At 50.7% G+C, this 18,376-nt stretch carries 10 protein-coding genes; 9 read left to right on the top strand and 1 reads right to left on the bottom strand.

What is annotated here, in order from left to right; translation table 11 throughout:
- Positions 1-295: 295 nt before the first annotated feature.
- From K2I50_RS08330 to K2I50_RS08285, 9 genes are all read left to right on the top strand, one after another.
- Positions 296-832: an RNA polymerase sigma factor gene (locus K2I50_RS08330; protein WP_301025873.1), complete on the top strand. Its 537-nt coding sequence runs from the start codon at positions 296-298 to the stop codon at positions 830-832.
- A 143-nt stretch (positions 833-975) separates the two neighbouring features.
- A complete protein-coding gene (locus K2I50_RS08325; protein ID WP_301025872.1) occupies positions 976-1,935 on the top strand; it encodes a FecR family protein in 960 nt (319 codons plus the stop codon).
- Positions 1,936-2,083: 148 nt separating this feature from the next.
- The gene (locus tag K2I50_RS08320) at positions 2,084-3,616 is read left to right on the top strand and encodes a DUF4832 domain-containing protein (RefSeq protein WP_301025871.1); all 1,533 of its coding nucleotides are present in this window, start codon (positions 2,084-2,086) and stop codon (positions 3,614-3,616) included.
- Between the two features lie 126 nt (positions 3,617-3,742).
- Positions 3,743-5,608 (top strand): FAD-dependent oxidoreductase, encoded by a 1,866-nt coding sequence (locus tag K2I50_RS08315; protein WP_526022971.1) that lies wholly within the window; start codon positions 3,743-3,745, stop codon positions 5,606-5,608.
- A gap of 83 nt (positions 5,609-5,691) precedes the next feature.
- Entirely contained in the window at positions 5,692-7,758 is a 2,067-nt protein-coding gene (locus K2I50_RS08310) for an alpha-galactosidase (protein WP_301025869.1), read from the top strand.
- Between the two features lie 35 nt (positions 7,759-7,793).
- The gene (locus K2I50_RS08305; protein WP_301025868.1) at positions 7,794-9,602 is read left to right on the top strand and encodes a glycoside hydrolase family 2 protein; all 1,809 of its coding nucleotides are present in this window, start codon (positions 7,794-7,796) and stop codon (positions 9,600-9,602) included.
- Positions 9,551-12,625 (top strand): glycoside hydrolase family 3 protein, encoded by a 3,075-nt coding sequence (locus tag K2I50_RS08295; RefSeq protein ID WP_526022970.1) that lies wholly within the window; start codon positions 9,551-9,553, stop codon positions 12,623-12,625. The genes K2I50_RS08305 and K2I50_RS08295 overlap by 52 nt, the downstream gene beginning before the upstream one ends.
- Before the next feature lie 68 nt (positions 12,626-12,693).
- Positions 12,694-15,153 carry a beta-glucosidase gene (locus K2I50_RS08290; protein WP_301025867.1) on the top strand — a complete coding sequence of 820 codons (2,460 nt, stop codon included), beginning with the start codon at positions 12,694-12,696 and terminating at the stop codon, positions 15,151-15,153.
- A 7-nt stretch (positions 15,154-15,160) separates the two neighbouring features.
- Positions 15,161-17,668, top strand: coding sequence for a glycoside hydrolase family 2 TIM barrel-domain containing protein (locus tag K2I50_RS08285; RefSeq protein WP_301025866.1), 2,508 nt, complete (start codon positions 15,161-15,163; stop codon positions 17,666-17,668).
- 79 nt (positions 17,669-17,747) lie between these two features.
- Here the strand turns inward: K2I50_RS08285 and K2I50_RS08280 are convergent, their stop codons facing one another.
- The gene (locus K2I50_RS08280) at positions 17,748-18,359 is read right to left on the bottom strand and encodes a Maf family nucleotide pyrophosphatase (RefSeq protein WP_301025865.1); all 612 of its coding nucleotides are present in this window, start codon (positions 18,357-18,359) and stop codon (positions 17,748-17,750) included.
- Positions 18,360-18,376: the final 17 nt, after the last annotated feature.

Raw genomic sequence — 18,376 nt, 5'->3', positions numbered from 1 at the left:
TCCCTCATCACAAGCGAAAATATGCTCGACGATTGACCGCCCTGACGGTAACATTTATTATTAAACAAGCTCTTAATGTGCGGTGTAATAACCTCTTGTCGTCAGAAAGGCCATTTGGAGATGTCGGCAACAAAAAGCATTGAGTATATGTATATGCGCTTTGTAATTCATTTTGGAAAAATATTCATACGTTTGAATATGTACAATAAAAGAGCTAACTTTGAAGAGTGAATGTGACTTTTTCATACCTTACTAAGAGATTTTAAACAATCTCTAAAGGACTGTTGATTAGTGAATGGAAGCTAATATTATCTATCGTATCACCTGTGGCGATGAGCGTGCGTTCGACACGCTTATGGATGTCTGTTCTCCATCGCTATACCGTTATGCGTTAGGGATAATCCGTTCGCGAGAGGTAGCGGAAGAGATTGTCAGTGACGTGTTTATGGAAGTATGGAAAATGAGAGAGTCACTTCTCGAGATTTCATCGATTGAGAGTTGGATGAGAAAGGTTGCCTACTGTAAGGCAGTGACAGCCTTGCGCCATACCAATTCATGTCCGGAAGGTGTGCCTATTGATGAGACGATACACTTTGATATGGACACAGTCCCTTCTCCTGACGAGCAGATAATCTCCCGGGAGGATGCATCGTTGCTCGACAAGGCAATACAGTCGCTTCCTGACAGATGCCGCCATGTGTTTTATCTGGCCAAAATAGATTGTATGCCATACAAGGAGATTGCATCGATGCTTGGTATTACGGTGGCCACCGTAAGTTACCATGTCGGCTATGCTATGGACGCTCTTCGTCGTGTGCTCAGACATGATTGATAGGTGTCATTCGAGCAGAATGCCCCGAATGTACTATGGAAATTCCGTATTTTCCCGACGTGATGAAAATTTTTTAGAAAAAATATCGTTTTTAACCTATAGATTCGCCGGGAAGGTGCGTCATATATTATAGAGACATAAATATGAATTACGACAATCTACATAACCGAAATATATCCGACGACACGGTCGACCGCCGTATCGACATGTTTCTTGACAATTATCGTTCAAGCAATGATGTTGATGTGGACCGTATCAAGATGCTCACGCGTGACAAGATTCGCAAAGAACAGATGCGTAGCCGCATGATTGTGCGCCGACGCATACTTGGATGGGCGTCAGTGGCCGCAGTAGTGGCAGTCGTGGCCTGTATGTGTTTCTGGATTATGCGCCCGGTATCGGCGATTGATTTATCCGATGCCTCTGATGCGACACTTGCCGAGGCCGGATATACTACGGTTACTGTTCCTGCCGGCGAACGTCGTGAAATTGCACTTTCCGATGGCTCGGTGATTATAGCCAATTCAGGTACTGTCGTAAAATACCCTGCTGATTTTAATGGCGCCGAGCGTAGGATATATGCAGATGGCGAGGTATATTGCCGTATCGCCAAGGATGCTGACCATCCTTTTGTTGTCGAGAGCAACGGATTTGATGTCAAGGTACTCGGTACTACCTTTAATGTGCGCAACTCCTCTGACTCCACGGCAAGTGTGGTTCTAGTGGAAGGTGCTGTCGAGATTTCCACTGATTCTCACAATTGTGTGAAAATGAGGCCCAACCACCTTGTCGACCTTTGTGCAGGCAATATTACTTCCATGCGGAGTGTCGACCCGGCCGACTATACGGCATGGATTGATTACAGGTTGCATCTTGACGGCGAGCCTCTCAGCGAGGTGGTAAAGCGCCTTAATGCTTTCTATGACCTCAATGTGACATGTGATTCAGCTCTTGCAGGGGTCAGGATTTACGGAAAACTTGACCTCAAGGGTGGAGCTTCCGAGGTGCTTAATTCTATCCAGACAATCGTTCCTATGGACATGGAACGTCATGGACGTGATGTAAGATTGCGTCCTATACAGGAGTCTGACCTTCCGTCATGACTTCATCTGATTGTCGCCGCAATATAAGCGATAATCACAATTTAACAAGTAACTGATATACACAGCTTATTATCCGGGGTGTAAATTTCCGGAGGGCTATTGTCATGTCCGTTCCCTTAACCTCAGTAACCACGATAACACGATATAAATGAAACCATTATCAACATTCTGCAAATCTATTATTGCCGGTACGGCTCTTCTGGCTGCAATGCCTGCGTTTGCTGCCTCGGAAATGACTACATTGACCATTGAGCCTGATACTACAAGCACGCTCCGCAATCCTCTGACTGGATGGGTGATGTATCTCGGCCGTACCTGGGACTCTGATTTCTGGACCGCCAACGGATACGACTCAATGGTGACATCCACAGGCGATACAGTGCGCGTCAGCGACTATGCTTCATGCGCGTATATCCGCACATCATGGGCTTCTTTCGAGCCGGAAGAGGGAAAATATGCCTGGAATGATCCTGATTCGCGACTTATGCGACTGATTCGTTCGGTATGGGACCGCGGCATGCGTATCGCTTTCCGTGTGGTGATTGATGGCCGTGACCAGGCGCAGAATACTCCACAATATGTGTTTGATGCCGGCGCAGAGGGGTACTATGATCCTAAGAATCCCGGAAAAAATTATTCGCCTTATCCTGACGACCCTGTGTTTCAGGAGAAATATACCAAATTTTTCCATGCGATGGCCCGGGAGTTTGATGATCCCGACAAAGTAGAGTTTATTGATGCGTACTCTCTTGGCAAGTGGGGTGAGAGCCATTCGATGATTTATAAGGATAATGCCAATAAAGAGCCTGTTTTTGAATGGGTTGTGTCGCTTGCTACAAGCTGCTTCAAGAGAGTGCCGATGCTTGTGCACTACCACCGTATGCTTGGAGACCCTACCGATGACGGCTGGGGAGCTGTACCTGAAAATGCAGCCAGGCTTATCAACAAGGCTGTTGACCTTGGTTTCTCGCTCCGTCATGATGCGTTTGGTATGACAGGATACTACCAGGAATGGGAGAAGGAACAGGCAAAAAAATGGAATTTCACACGTCCTATCATAATGGAAGGCGGCTGGATTACCGGTGCTCACCATCGCTATTGGATTGACCCTTCGGGCGAATACCGTCAGGGACATGCTATCGATGTGCGCGAAGGCGAGTATAAAGCCTCACGCGAGGCACATGTCAATATGATGGATTTCCGTATCAATGACGAGACTCGGTCATGGTTTCAGGAGGCATTTCCTCTTGTGAAGAAATTCATTGCCGAGGGCGGCTATCGCCTTTATCCCGATATGATATCGATACCTGTGTCGGCCGCGCGTGGACAGAAAGTCGCGATAACTCATAGATGGAACAATCTCGGTTGGGGATACTGCCCGACCAATATCCCTCAGTGGAATCAGAGATATAAGGTGGGCTTTGCATTGCTCGATGCATCGACACTTGAGCCTGTAAAGGTATGGGCCGACAAAAATACACGTCTCGACCTGTGGCTCAAAGACTCACCCACTGAGTATACTACGCATATCACCCTTGACGGTGTTAAGGCCGGGAAATATGTGTGGGCTGTCGGTCTTGTCGATGTTACCCGAGGTAATGAAATCGGTCTGAAGATTGCCGCAAAGGATAATGTGACTCCGTTAGGGTGGGTCAAGTTGTCAGACGTCATTTTAAAGTAATCACATTAAGTAACTGGTCGAAATTATTTTAAGAGTGAAATTTTGAGAAGAAACATCGAAACAATCTGATGATTAACATAAAATAATTTAGAACAGTTACTTATCACAACATTCTTAATAATGAAGATACCTGATATTCTCTCTACGCTCTTGATTCTGCTGTCTGCCAATGGCGCGTTCGGCGCCGAGTTGCTTGTGCAGGCCGAGTCATTTGATTCTCATGGAGGATGGAGCCTCGACCAGCAGTTTATGGATCATATGGGGTCGCCCTATCTTATTGCACATGGTCTTGGCAAGCCTGTGGAGGATGCTGTCACCACGGTCGATATTCCGGAATCCGGCAGATATGCAGCCTGGGTGCGTACCTATAACTGGACTTCTCCATGGGAGCCCGACCGTAAGGGACCGGGAGCATTTCGCTTAAGTGTCAACGGACGACGGCTTGCATCTACAGCCGGAGACACAGGCTCGGCATGGGAGTGGCAGCGCATGGGAGAGGTATCTCTGAAAAAAGGTAAGGCTACCATCGCTCTTCACGACCTTACGGGTTTCGACGGGCGGTGTGATGCCGTGCTCCTGAGTTCTACTCCGGGATTTGTGCCCGGCGATTCTTATACTGAAACGGCGACACTCGACATTCCCGATACCGAGCAATTTGACTTTGTCGTTGTCGGAGGCGGCATTGCCGGCATGTGTGCTGCTGTGTCAGCCGCACGCCAGGGACTTCGCACAGCTCTTGTCAATGACCGTCCTGTGCTTGGAGGTTGTAATTCGTCAGAGATACGTGTGCATCTTGGCGGACATTCGGAGATAGGCCCTTATCCCGCTCTTGGACGTATGATTAGAGAATTCGGGCATAGTCGCAAAGGCAATGCACAGCCGGCCGCCAACTATGAGGACGAAAAGAAAGATTCATTCATACGCGCTGAGAAGCTGGTCACTCTGTTTGCTCCATATCATGCTGTTTCGGTAGATACCGAGGGCAACAGGATAAAAGGTGTCACTGTATGCCATACATCCACCGGCGACAGAGTGCGTCTGGCAGCTCCTCTTTTCGCCGATTGTACCGGCGACGGCTCTATCGGCTGTTGGGCCGGAGCCGACTGGACGGTAGGCCGCGAGGCGCGCTCTACCTATGGAGAGCCGCTTGCGCCTGAAGTTGCCGATTCGTTGGTAATGGGAGCTTCAGTACAATGGTACAGCAAGGATGACGGACGAAAGAGCAATTTTCCGGTATTTGATTATGGTATAACATTCTCCGATTCTACATGCCAGAGGCTTACTATGGGCGAGTGGAAGTGGGAGACCGGCATGCGTCTTGATCCTGTAAAGGATGCCGAGAAAATACGCGACTACGGTATGCTCGTGGTATATGCCAACTGGAGCTATCTTAAAAACAGACTTTCGGACAATGGCAGATTCCGTAACCGTTCGCTTGAATGGGTGGCGTATGTCAACGGCAAACGCGAGAGCCGCCGTCTGCTGGGCGACTATATCCTTAAGCAGGATGATATCGACAAGGGTGTGACCCATGAGGATGCATCGTTTACTACCACATGGAGTATCGACCTCCATTTCCCTGACCCTGAAAATTCACGCCACTTCCCGGGTCGTGAATTCAAGGCTGCCACCAATCATATTTTTATCCATCCCTATGCAGTGCCTTACCGTTGTCTGTATTCGCGTAATATCGATAATCTGTTTATGGCCGGACGATGCATCAGCGTCAGTCATGTGGCCCTCGGCACAGTCCGTGTCATGCGTACTACAGGCATGATGGGTGAGGTAGTAGGTATGGCTGCCGGCATATGCTATCGCAACAATACCACTCCGCGCGGTGTATATCAGCGGTATCTTCCTGAATTGAAAGAGCTCATGGCAAAGGGTGCCGGACGTCCGGCTGATGAACTCCCCGACAACCAGCGCTTCAACCTTGCCAACAAACTGCTCCCCGCTCCCCGTGCGCTTCTCGACTGTACTGGCGCCAAGTAGAGTTAGCGTAATCCTTGTTTGACTATATCAACATCATATCGCGACAGTGGTAACACAGTCGAAATTCTATAACCCAATCAGCCATGTCACGTTTCATATATTCTCTGTTTATACTGTCATTATGCACATCGGCTTCGAAGGCATCTGAATGCTATGCTACACTTGATGGTGATACCCTGCGCATAGGCAATTCTGCAGTCGAGCGTGTGCTCGTATGGCATGACGGCGCTCTCGCCACAGCGCGTGTCGCTGTCAGAGGTGCCAAGCCTCTTGTCGCTGATCCGTCGGCTCCCGACTTCATAGTCAACCGCTCGACACCTGCCGATGCCCGGCTCGACACTATTACTGTCGCTGCCGACGGAGTCACTCCCGAGCAGTTTCTTGCTACCGTGTCGTACAAGGCAGGGCCGCTTGATGTGCGTAGGGTGTATCGCCTTACACCTGGTGTGTCTGCAATTGCCTGCGACACATACCTTCGCGGGGTTCTTGCCGACAACTCACCGGCAGGTGATGACAATGCCGCCGACCGTACAAACATAGAGAGCAAGGAGGCAATGAAGGTCAAACCCGTTACTTCGGTGCTTGACCGCATAAGGCTGAAAGGAGCACACTGGCATGGCAGAGCCGTTGAATTCCGTGATGTGACCGACTGGAACAACAATCTTGTCGTGACACAGGATTTTATATCCTATCGGCGCACTCCGCATCGCGGCAATATCCTCATTGTGAGTGACGGTACCGGCAATGGCTCGGGTGTAATCATGCTTAAGGAAGCACCATCCTCGTCTTCACAGCTTGCCTATACCAATGCCGATTTCTTCTCTGATTTCGGCGATTTCTCGGTGACAGGCACCGGCCTGAGTGTCGCCGATATCGTTCCCAACAAGTGGACACAGGCATACTCTACTGTAATGATTCCATATTGCGGCAGCGAACTTGACGCGTTGACTGCATTGCGTTCATATCAGAAAACACGCAGAATTATAACTCCGGGCCGCGATGAGATGGTGATGATGAACACCTGGGGCGACCGTTCCCAGGACTCAAAGGTAAATGAAACATTCTGTCTTGCAGAGCTTGAGCGTGCGTCACGTCTTGGAATAACACACTTCCAGATTGACGACGGATGGCAGTATGGCAAAAGCCCCAACTCGGCAGTGGCCAAAGGCTCGTTTAAGGATATATGGCGCAACGCCGATTACTGGAAACCAGACACTATGAAGTATCCTCGCGGTCTTCGTCTGGTAGTCGACCGTGCGCATGAGCTTGGTATCGAAATCGGTCTGTGGTTTAACCCTTCGGTACAGGATGATTTCGCCGACTGGGAAAAAGATGCCGCCACGCTTGTAGGACTTTACCGCGACTATGGCATACGCATGTTCAAGATTGACGGTCTTGCTATAAATTCAAAACTTGGTGAGGAGCGTTTGCGCCGACTTTTTGACCGTGTCATGACGGATACCGGAAATGAGGTTGTGTTTAATCTTGACGCTACCGCCGGACGCCGCGCAGGCTACCATATGCTCAACCGTTATGGTAATATCTTCCTTGAAAACCGGTACACCGACTGGGGCAACTACTACCCTTATCATACCCTGCGCAATCTGTGGATGCTTTCTAAGTATGTGCCGGCCGAGATACTCCAGACAGAGTTCCTCAACAAGTGGCGTAATCCCGATAAATATCCGGCGGGCGATCCGTTTGCACCGGTCAATTATTCATTTGACTATCTGTTTGCCATTACAATGGCCGGCCAACCGCTGGCCTGGATGGAGGCTGCCAATCTTCCTGAGGAGGCATTTTCTACAGGCAGTCTCATAAAGAAGTATCACAGTGTGCAGCATGATTTCCACAAAGGTACTATACTTCCGGTTGGTGAGGAGCCATCAGGACGTTCTTTTACCGGATTTCAGTCTGTCATATCGCCTTCCGAGGGTTTTCTGCTGCTCTATCGCGAGTCGACCCATGAATCAGCACGGACAATCGACACATGGCTTCCGGAGGGTACCGACGTATTGCTTACTCCTGTATTGGGCAATGCTGAGAAGGCTAAGATATCGGTGGCTGAGCATGGACGTATCAGAGTCACTATGCCGCATCCCGATTCGTTTGCCATGTACAGATACCGGGTAGTCGGTTACAAAAAATAACATCAAACCCCGAAAAAGTTTATCGAAATATATATATGAAGTTCCCTCGTATTCTTAATTCTCTGGTTCTCCTCTCGCTCCTTGTGCCGGCAATTGCCGCCGGTAAGCCCGGTCTGACAGCCAACGCCTATGGCCGTGGCCATGTTTCACTCAACGGCAAGTGGTCTGCGATACCTGATTTGTACGACCAAGGACGCCGTATGGAAGTCTATAAAAACCGTACGCCGCAGGGAAACACTGATTTCTATGAATATTCATTCGAAAATGGATGTTTGCGGCTTGATGTACCCGGTGACTGGAATTCGCAGACTCCGGAACTCAAATATTATGAGGGAACAGTATGGTATGCCCGTCCGTTTGAGGCGAGGAGTATACCCGGACGACGCTCGGTGCTCCACTTTGCAGGTGTGAGCTACCGTGCGACCGTCTATCTCAACGGCCGTGAGATTGCTTCACATGAAGGTAGTTTCACACCGTTTGAGGTTGATGTAACAGACTTTCTATCATCCGACGGCAAAAATTTTCTTGTTGTCGAGGCTAATAACCGCCGTACTCCCGATGCAATACCCGCCGAGGCGTTTGACTGGTGGAACTATGGTGGTATAACCCGCGATGTGCTGTTGCTTGATTTGCCTGAGCAGCATGTGGCCGACTATACTGTACGTCTTGCATCCGGGTCAGCCGATACTGTTGAGGCTGAGGTGGTATTGTCGAAGCCTGTAGAAGGGATACCGGTAGACGTTGCCATACCTTCGCTTAAAAGTAAGGTTACGCTTACCACAGAGGCTGACGGCCGGGCAAAAGGCAGATTTCGTGCAAAGGGATTGAAACTTTGGGCTCCCGGCGCTCCGGTGCTGTACGATGTGGTTGTGTCGTCACCGTCCGATACAGTAACAGAGCGCATCGGGTTCCGTACTCTCGGAGTCGATGGTACAAAAATTCTTGTCAACGGGCGCCCTGAGTTTATGCGCAGCATATCGTTTCATGAAGAGATACCCCAGCGCCGCGGACGTGCATGCACTCTGCAGGATGCCCGACAGCTTATAGGAGAGGCCGAGGCGCTTGGAGTGAATATGATACGTACAGCCCATTATCCTCAGAACGAGCATATAGTGCGCCTTGCCGAAGAGCGTGGTATCCTGCTTTGGGAGGAGATACCTGTATGGCAAGGTATCAGCTTTACCGACAGTGCGACATTGGCCAAAGCGCAGCGTATGATGACAGAGATGATTACCCGCGACAAAAACCGGTGTGCTGTGGCTTTCTGGAGTGTCGCCAATGAGACTCGTCCCTCTCCCGAGCGCGACCGTTTTGTCAAGGCTCTTATAGATACTGTGCGCGCTCTTGATTCTTCGCGACTTGTTACTGCCGCGTTCGATAATGTCGGTTACGACAAGGAGTCGGGTACATTTACCGGCATTGACAATATACCTTCGCTTCTTGATGTGGTGGCTGTCAACAAATATATGGGGTGGTATGCCCCCTGGCCTTTAGAGCCGGATAAATGCGTATGGAACTTTGCCTCCGACAAGCCTCTTCTTATATCGGAATTCGGAGGGGAGGCTCTGTATGGCCAAAGTGGCAGTCGGGATATCGTTAGCTCTTGGAGCGAGGAGTATCAGGAGAGACTTTATCTTGACAATCTCGCCATGATGGCACACATCCCCAATCTTGCAGGTATATCTCCATGGGTGCTTTACGATTTCAGGTCTCCGTTCCGATTTCATCCTGTAAACCAGGAGGGGTGGAACAGAAAGGGACTTGTCGGTGACCGTGGCGACCGCAAGAAAGCATGGTATGTGATGCACAATTTCTATATGTCAAAGAAGAATGGCGCTCTTTGAGAGCTCTCAATCACAGTATTATAGTTTATAACCAATCTTATATTTTTTCCATGATACACCATCGTATCTTATTTTCAGTTATTTTTGCTATTCTTGCCGTCATGCCGTCGGCTGCACGTACTCTGCGTATTCTTGCAGTTGGCAACAGTTTTTCGCGAGACGCTGTAGAGCAGCATCTTCATGAGCTGGCAATGGCCGACGGCGACACAATGATTGTCGGAAATCTTTTTATTCCCGGATGTTCGCTGGAGCGTCATGTACAGTGTGCGCGCAACGACAAGCCCGACTATGTGTATCGCAAAGTCGGGGTCGACGGAAAACGTGTAGAGACCAAAGGAATGACTATTGCCGGGGCTCTTGCCGACGAACCATGGGACTATGTGAGCATGCAACAGTCAAGTCCGATTTCAGGCATTTATCCTACATGGAGTGCGTGGCTTCCGGAACTTAAGGATTATGTAAAGGCACGCGTGCCTAAAAAGGCAAGGCTTATGCTACACCAGACATGGGCCTATTCCGGTGATTCCGGTCATAGCGGTTTCAGAAATTACGGCTGCGATCAGGACTCCATGTACCGCAGTATTGTAGAAACTGTAAATAAAGCAGCACGTCAGTATAAGATTAAGTATATAATGCCCTCAGGCACAGCAATACAGAATGCACGTACATCTTTTGCCGGAGACCATCTGAACCGCGACGGCTACCATCTTGATCTTGGCTTCGGGCGCTTCACAGCTGCCTGTGCATGGTATGCGACTCTTACAGGTCGCGATGTGACTGCCAATTCATATATGCCCGAGGGCATGAATGCCGATCTTGTGGCTGTTGCCAAGGCCGCGGGTGATGCAGCTGCAAAACAACCGTCGCGTGTTACCGATCTGTCGGCCATGAGTCCGGCGACAGTACTCTACAAGGATGCTTCAGTGCCTGTTGAGATACGTGTCAATGACCTGCTTGGACGTATGACCACCAAGGAGAAGGTAATGCAGCTTAACCAGTATACACTTGGCAACAATAACAATGAGAATAATGTGGGCAAAGTAGTGGGAAAACTTCCTGCCGAACTGGGGTCTGTGATATATTATAATGACAACCCCGAGCTGCGCAATGCCTATCAGCGCAGGTGTATGGAAGAGTCGCGACTGGGCATACCGTGTATTTTCGGTTACGATATGATACATGGTTTCCGCACTATTTATCCTATATCGCTCGGACAGGCCTGTTCGTGGAATGTACCTCTTGTCGAGAGCATGTCATCGTATGCCGCTGCCGAGGGGCGTATGTCGGGTATCGACTGGACATTCTCGCCGATGATTGACGTTGCCCGTGATCCTCGCTGGGGTCGTGTGTCGGAGGGCTATGGCGAGGACCCTTATGCCAACGCCGCTTTCTGTGCCGCTACAGTACGCGGATATCAGGGAAAGTCGCTTGCCGACTCTACGACGATAGCCGCATGTCTGAAGCATTATGTGGGATATGGAGCCTCAGAGGCCGGACGCGATTATGTATATACCGAGGTGTCGCCCCAGACACTCTGGGATACATATCTTCCGCCGTATAAAGCGGGAGTCGACGCCGGAGCACTGACTCTTATGAGCTCGTTCAATGACATAAGCGGTATACCCGGCTCGGCCAACCATTATACCCTTACTGAAATCCTGAAGAACCGCTGGAAACATAAGGGATTTGTAGTGAGCGATTGGGGCTCGATAGAGCAGCTTGTAAATCAGGGAAATGCCGCCGACAAGAAAGAGGCCGGTATGCTGGCATTCAACTCCGGTCTGGAGATGGATATGATGAGCCATGCCTACGACAAGTATCTCGCCGAGCTGATAGATGAAGGCAAGGTAGACCCTGTGCTGCTTGATGAATCCGTGCGTCGTGTTTTGCGTGTGAAGATGTTGCTCGGTCTGTTTGAGAATCCTTATACCGGCAATCATCCTGACCGATTCATGCGCTCTGAGGCAATATCGGCGGCCCGACAGCTTGCCGCCGAATCGATGGTACTCCTTAAAAATGACTCTACAGGGATTCTGCCTCTCGAGGGTGTAGCCCGCATAGCCGTGATAGGGCCGGTATCTAAGAGCAGCGCAGCACTCCAGGGCAGTTGGAACGGCCATGGAGTGTATGATGAGACTGTCACTATATATCAAGGTATCGTAGACCGTTTTGCACCTGAGGCCGAAATCCGCTTTGCCAAAGGAGCCGATCTGGACAAAACCACAGCGGAAGAGCTGGCACAGGCCGTCGATACAGCCAATTGGGCCGATGTCGTAGTGCTCTGTCTTGGTGAAGAGCGCCGCTGGAGCGGGGAGAACGCTTCACGCAGCACTATCGCCCTGCCTGCAGCACAGCTTCAGCTTGCCGAGAAAATTGCCGCTACCGGCAAGCCGGTGGTGATGCTTCTCAGCAGCGGACGCCCACTTGACCTTTCGCAGATGGAGCCGCTCGCAAATGCGATTATTGAAGTATGGCAACCCGGTACGGCCGGAGGTTCCGCTGCCGCTGATATCCTGTCGGGCGATGTAAATCCTTCAGGCAAACTTGCAATGACATTCCCGCGTTCTACCGGCCAGATTCCCATCTACTACAACCGACGTGGCTCGGCTCGCCGCCACCAGGGTTTCTACCAGGATATACCATCGTCTCCTCTTTATCCTTTCGGCCATGGACTCAGTTATACGACATTCGTATATGGAGAGCCGTCGGTGAGCTCATCCACATTCAAGAAGGGCGAAAAGGTTACTGTAACCGTGCCGGTGACCAACGCCGGATCGCGTGCCGGAGCTGAGGCGGTATTATGGTATATATCCGATCCGGCAGCATCGATAACACGTCCGCTGATGGAGTTGAAGCATTTTGAAAAGCGCGAGCTAAAGCCGGGTGAGACTGCTACATTCAAGTTTGTCATCGACCCGATGAAGCATCTGTCGTTTCCTGATTCCGACGGTAATCTTATGCTCGAACCGGGCGATTTCAAGGTGATGGTAGGCCCGCATACTGTAAATCTTGTAATGGAATAATATTATGTAGCTGGTCGAAATAATCAGACCGGTTAATATGAAACAATCTATAAAAGTTACTTAACATCATGACTCTATATAAGAAATGTGCTGCGGCACTGGCAGCCGCTACTCTCTCAACTACACTTTTTGCGGCAGGCGTGACTGACCATGACGCCCGGGCCAGGCAATTGGTGGACAAAATGACTATTGATGAGAAAATCTCGCTCCTGTCGGGTGAAACCTCGTTTTCGATACGTGCGATTCCACGCCTTGGTATCCCTCGAGTGCTTCTGGCTGACGGGCCTCAGGGTGTGCGCAATCATGCACCACACTCGACCCTGTATCCTTGCGGCATTCTTACTGCCGCATCATGGGACCGTGATATAGCCAGACGTGTAGGTGAGAGCATCGGCGATGATGCTCGCGCCAGGGGGGTGGGCATTATGCTCGGACCGGGTGTCAACATATACCGTTCACCTCTTTGCGGCCGCAATTATGAATACATGGGAGAAGATCCATATCTTGCGTCGGAAACAGCTGTAGCATACATACGCGGCATGCAGTCGCGCGGAGTGATGGCTACGGTAAAGCATTTCGCCGCAAACAACCAGGAGTGGAGCCGTCATCACGCTTCAAGTGAGGTCGACGAGCGTACTCTCAACGAGATATATTTCCCGGCATTCCGCAAAGCTGTAGAAGCCGGTGTCGGTGCGGTAATGAACAGTTATAATCCTCTCAATGGTGTGCACGCCACCGAGAATGCCTGGCTCAACAACGATATACTCAAGGGTGAATGGGGATTTGACGGCATACTTATGAGCGACTGGACATCGGTATATTCTACTGTCGGTGCCGCTAATGCCGGTCTTGACCTCGAAATGCCAAAAGCCGTATGGTTTACTCAGGAAAAACTCAAGGACGCCATCGAGACCGGGCGTGTGTCGCAGGCTACTGTTGACGACAAGGTAGTAAGGATTCTGCGTACATATTCCCGTTTCGGCTTGCTCGACCGTGAGCAGCGCGACTCCACGATAGCTCTCGACGCTCAGTCATCGTCGCTTACTGCTCTTGATGCTGCGCGTGGCGGTATAGTTCTGCTCAAAAATGAGAATGGCATGCTTCCCCTGAAGGGCCGCACCCTGGTGCTCGGACCGTATGCCGACCATGTCACTACCGGAGGAGGCAGTGGTTTTGTAAGTCCATTCCGCACTACTACGGTTGCCGGAGGGATGAAGGGGATACGCCGTAATACTATTGTGCTTACCGACGACATTCTGTTCCGCGACATAGTGGGCAGTGACGTATGGACCGACTCCACTCGTACATCGCGCGGGTTTACCGGCGAGTATTTCGCTAATAAATCTTTTGAGGGAACTCCTGCGACTGTGCGTTGCGATTCAGTCGTTTCATTTGACTGGGGAAGCGGATCGCCCGATGTATCACTTCCTGTCGATGGATTCTCCGTGCGCTGGACAGGATGGTTAGCGCCTTCCGACAGTCAGCGTAATCTTAAGCTGTCGGTCGGCGGCGATGACGGCTATCGTGTATATGTCAACGGAAATGTGGTCGTAGGCGATTGGGGCAATCATTCTTACTCCCGTCGGGAGATACAGCTTCCGGTCGATGCCGGACAGTCTCTGAATCTTTGTATCGAATATTTCGACAATATATCCGATGCGAAAATTGATTTCGCGATGATGGAATTTGACGATGATACCTTCATGAAGGAATTGAAGAGAGCCGACAATGTAGTAGTGTGCACCGGTTTCGACAGCGATACGGAGGGTGAGGGCTTTGACCGTCCTTTCGCTCTGCCTGAATACAAGGTGAAGTTTATCAAACGTGTCGCATCCCTCAATCCAAATGTTGCTGTAGTGCTTAATGCAGGAGGTGCGGTAGAGATGGAATCGTGGCACAATGATGTTCCGGCGATTCTGCTGGCATGGCATGCCGGCCAGGAAGGCGGACAAGCAGTTGCCGAAATTCTTACAGGAAAGATTTCTCCGTCAGGACGACTTCCGATAAGCATCGAGCGCACAGAAAGCGACAATCCGTCGTCGTCATATTACCATGCGACTTCCAGTCCGCGCTGGGAATCGGCCCGTATCGACTACGGAGAGGGTATATTTACCGGTTACCGTGGATATGACCGTACTGGAGTGAAACCTCTATATCCATTCGGCTACGGACTGAGTTATACTACCTTCGACTATTCCGGGCTGAAAGTGACACGTATCTCATCCGACAGTGTGACAGTCGATTTTGACATAGAGAATACCGGACGTGTTCCGTCTGCTGAGGTTGCCCAGGTATATGTATCAGATTCCGTATGCTCGTCACCACGACCGGGCAAGGAGCTGAAAGGATATGAGAAAGTATTTTTAAAACCCGGAGAGAAACGCCATGTCACAATTACGCTTGGCAAAGAGGCTTTTGCCTTTTATGACATGGACCTCGGACATTTCCGTGTAGAACCGGGCGACTTTACAATACGTGTAGGCCATTCTTCCGACAATCTGCCACTTTCTGCCACTGTCACACTCTGACTTACTTATGAGAAGAGCCGGAATATTGTTGCTGTCGTTGGGCTTTGTGGCCATTAGTTCCACAGCCCGAGATATGGTGACACTTCGCAAAGGGTGGGAATTCCATCGTGGCGATATCGAGAATGTAGATCTGAAATCCGACCGGTCGAAGGGGTGGGAGAGTGTCAGCGTGCCACATGACTGGGCCATCGACCAGCCGTTTGATATGGGCAATGATCTCCAGACTGTACAGGTAGTGCAGGATGGAGAGACGCATCCCACACTGAAAACCGGACGTACCGGCGGTCTGCCGTACATGGGCACCGGATGGTATCGCCGGAGTATCGATGTAAAGCCCGGCAAGATGGCGACCCTTGTTTTTGACGGAGCCATGAGCGAGGCTAAGGTATGGGTCAACGGATGTAAAGTGGGCGAATGGCCTTATGGCTATGCTTCCTTTCATTTCGACATCACTCCCTATCTCAATCCCGACGGTAATGACAACGTGGTGATGGTGCGGCTTGAGAATCTGCCGTTTAGCTCACGCTGGTATCCGGGCGCCGGCCTTTACCGCAACGTGCATCTTATCACTACTGATTCATTGTATGTGCCGGTATGGGGCGTGCATATCACTACGCCACATGTCAAGGATGATTTTGCGATCGTAAGGATACGCACATCAGTAAACACCTCTTCTCCGGCCGATGGTGTGCGTGTCGACACGGAGATTATCAATCCGAGGGGTATTTCGGCCGGACGTATGTCGGATATTGTGGCTCATGTCGATTCGACAGGATGTGTGGAGCAGAATATCGAGGTATCATCGCCAGCCCTATGGTCGCCGGAAACGCCATGTCTGTATACTGCTGTGACACGCGTGTATGATGCTTCGGGATATCTGTGTGACTCTGTGACCACGCGATTCGGTATACGCACAATAGAAGTGATACCACACAGAGGATTCTTTCTTAACGGACAGCACCGCAAATTTCAGGGCGTATGCAATCATCATGACCTTGGCCCTCTCGGAGCTGCGGTCAATCGCAATGCTCTGCGGCATCAGCTTGGGATGCTAAAGGAGATGGGCTGCGATGCAGTGCGTACTTCCCACAACATGCCTGATCCGCAGCTTGTGGAACTCTGCGACGAGATGGGACTGATGATGATGATTGAGCCGTTTGACGAGTGGGAGATTGCGAAGTGCCGCAACGGCTACCATCGCTTCTGGGACGAATGGGCGGAGCGTGACATGGTGGCTATGCTCCGTCACTACCGCAACAATCCGTCGGTAGTGATGTGGTCGGTTGGCAATGAAGTGCCTACACAATGTTCCGACGATGGTGCGGCGATGGCTTCATGGCTGCGTGATATCTGCCATCGGGAGGATCCTACACGTCCTGTCACCGCCGGAATGGATCAGGTGGCATGTACGCTTGAAAACGGCTTTGCCGCAGCTCTCGACGTGCCCGGACTCAATTATCGTACTCATCGATATCATGAGGCCTACGACATGCTTCCACAGCGTGTGGTACTGGGTTCGGAGACAGCCTCGTCGGTAAGTTCGCGCGGCGTATACAAGTGGCCTGTCGAGATTTCAGGTACTGCCACATATGCCGACCATCAGAGCAATGCCTATGAGGTGGAATCGTGTGCGTGGGCCAATATCCCTGAGGTGGATTTTGCTCTTGCCGATGATTTTCCGTGGACTATGGGACAGTTTGTCTGGACCGGATTCGATTATCTTGGCGAACCGTCGCCTTACAATACTGATGCATGGCCAAGCCATAGCTCGCTGTTTGGAATAATTGACCTTGCGTCGATACCCAAAGACAGATATTGGCTATACCGTTCGCAATGGCGTAAGGATGACCACACGCTCTATGTCGCTCCTCATTGGACACATCCGGGACGAGAGGGGATGGTTACTCCTGTCATCGCCTATACGGATCTGCCGGAAGGCGAGCTGTGGATAAATGGAGTAAGCATGGGGCGTTGCCGAAAGTTTTCGGCAGCAGAAGTCGACAGTGCCGAGGCGGCCGGTGACAAACTTGCACTGATACGTCGTTACCGGCTTGTATGGGATGATGTTGTCTATACTCCCGGTGAAATACGTGTCGTTGGTTATGACGACGCCGGACGTGCGGCAATGGAGCAGACGGTGCGTACGGCAGGGAAGCCTTATGCACTGCGTCTTTCATCATCGCAGACAGAACTTGTGGCTCCTGCCGATGCTGACTGTCCGTTGGCTTATATCACTGTCAGTGTAGTAGACCGCGATGGCAATCTTTGTCCAGCCGATTCGCGACTTGTCGAATTCAAGGTAGAAGGACAGGGACGGTTTCGTGCGGCAGCCAATGGCGACCCCACATCTCTTGACCCGTTGCAGCAACCAAGGATGCATCTGTTCTCTGGACGATGTACAGCAATCATTGAGGGTATGAATGCCGATGAGGCAGCCAGTCCGGCAGGTGTAGTGACTGTCACTGCGACCGCATCGGGACTTCGGAAGGCTACACTAAATATCCCCGTAAGATAATCGCTTAAGGTATAAATATGAAAGAAGTGGGGTGGCCGGTTATCGGTCACCCCACTTTATTGGGGAACGGGGTCTAAATTCAGATAGAGTCTACGAATCTTTTCAGTTCGTTGTAGAGCCGGTGTACCGGAAGACCCATCACATTGTAGAAACTGCCGCTTATCCCTTCGATACCGATTGCACCTATCCATTCCTGGATACCGTAGGCTCCGGCTTTGTCGAGTGGACGGTACTTTTCTACATAGTAACGTATTTCGGTGTCGGACAGAGGGGCGAACCGTACTTCAGTGCTTACCGAGAATGTATGGCGGTGGGTAGAGTCGGTTAGGCTTACACCCGTCACTACTGTCTGGCTTCTGCCACTAAGTGTTTTAAGCATTTCTATGGCATCGGCTTCATCCTTAGGCTTACCGAGAATCTTGCCGTCGATTATTACTACAGTATCGGCTGTGATGACAATCTCGTCTTCTTTCAGCTGGCTGCAATATGCGTCGCCTTTTTTTTGAGAAAGGTATGCCGGTACATCCTCGACAGGCATTTCGGGGCTGTATGTTTCATCGACTTCGATGCTTTCGGCGATTTCAAACGGAAGGGCGAGCCTCGTGAGCAGTTCGCGGCGGCGTGGAGAATGGCTTGCGAGCAGCAATCGGCGGCCGTTGATAAAATCGGTTGGAACTGTAGACTTTGCCATTGTGGTAAGCTATATGA

This window comes from Muribaculum sp. (genome assembly GCF_029051885.1).
GTDB lineage: Bacteria > Bacteroidota > Bacteroidia > Bacteroidales > Muribaculaceae > Muribaculum.
This window is presented reverse-complemented; position numbering and strand designations above follow the sequence as displayed.

Excerpts from the sequence above, each read along its gene's own strand:
- K2I50_RS08330 (WP_301025873.1), top strand. The coding sequence starts at position 296 with ATGGAAGCTAATATTATCTATCGTATCACCTGTGGCGATGAGCGTGCG.
- K2I50_RS08325 (WP_301025872.1), top strand. The coding sequence starts at position 976 with ATGAATTACGACAATCTACATAACCGAAATATATCCGACGACACGGTC.
- K2I50_RS08320 (WP_301025871.1), top strand. The coding sequence starts at position 2,084 with ATGAAACCATTATCAACATTCTGCAAATCTATTATTGCCGGTACGGCT.
- K2I50_RS08310 (WP_301025869.1), top strand. The coding sequence starts at position 5,692 with ATGTCACGTTTCATATATTCTCTGTTTATACTGTCATTATGCACATCG.
- K2I50_RS08305 (WP_301025868.1), top strand. The coding sequence starts at position 7,794 with ATGAAGTTCCCTCGTATTCTTAATTCTCTGGTTCTCCTCTCGCTCCTT.
- K2I50_RS08295 (WP_526022970.1), top strand. The coding sequence starts at position 9,551 with ATGGTATGTGATGCACAATTTCTATATGTCAAAGAAGAATGGCGCTCT.
- K2I50_RS08290 (WP_301025867.1), top strand. The coding sequence starts at position 12,694 with ATGACTCTATATAAGAAATGTGCTGCGGCACTGGCAGCCGCTACTCTC.
- K2I50_RS08285 (WP_301025866.1), top strand. The coding sequence starts at position 15,161 with ATGAGAAGAGCCGGAATATTGTTGCTGTCGTTGGGCTTTGTGGCCATT.
- K2I50_RS08280 (WP_301025865.1), bottom strand. The coding sequence starts at position 18,359 with ATGGCAAAGTCTACAGTTCCAACCGATTTTATCAACGGCCGCCGATTG.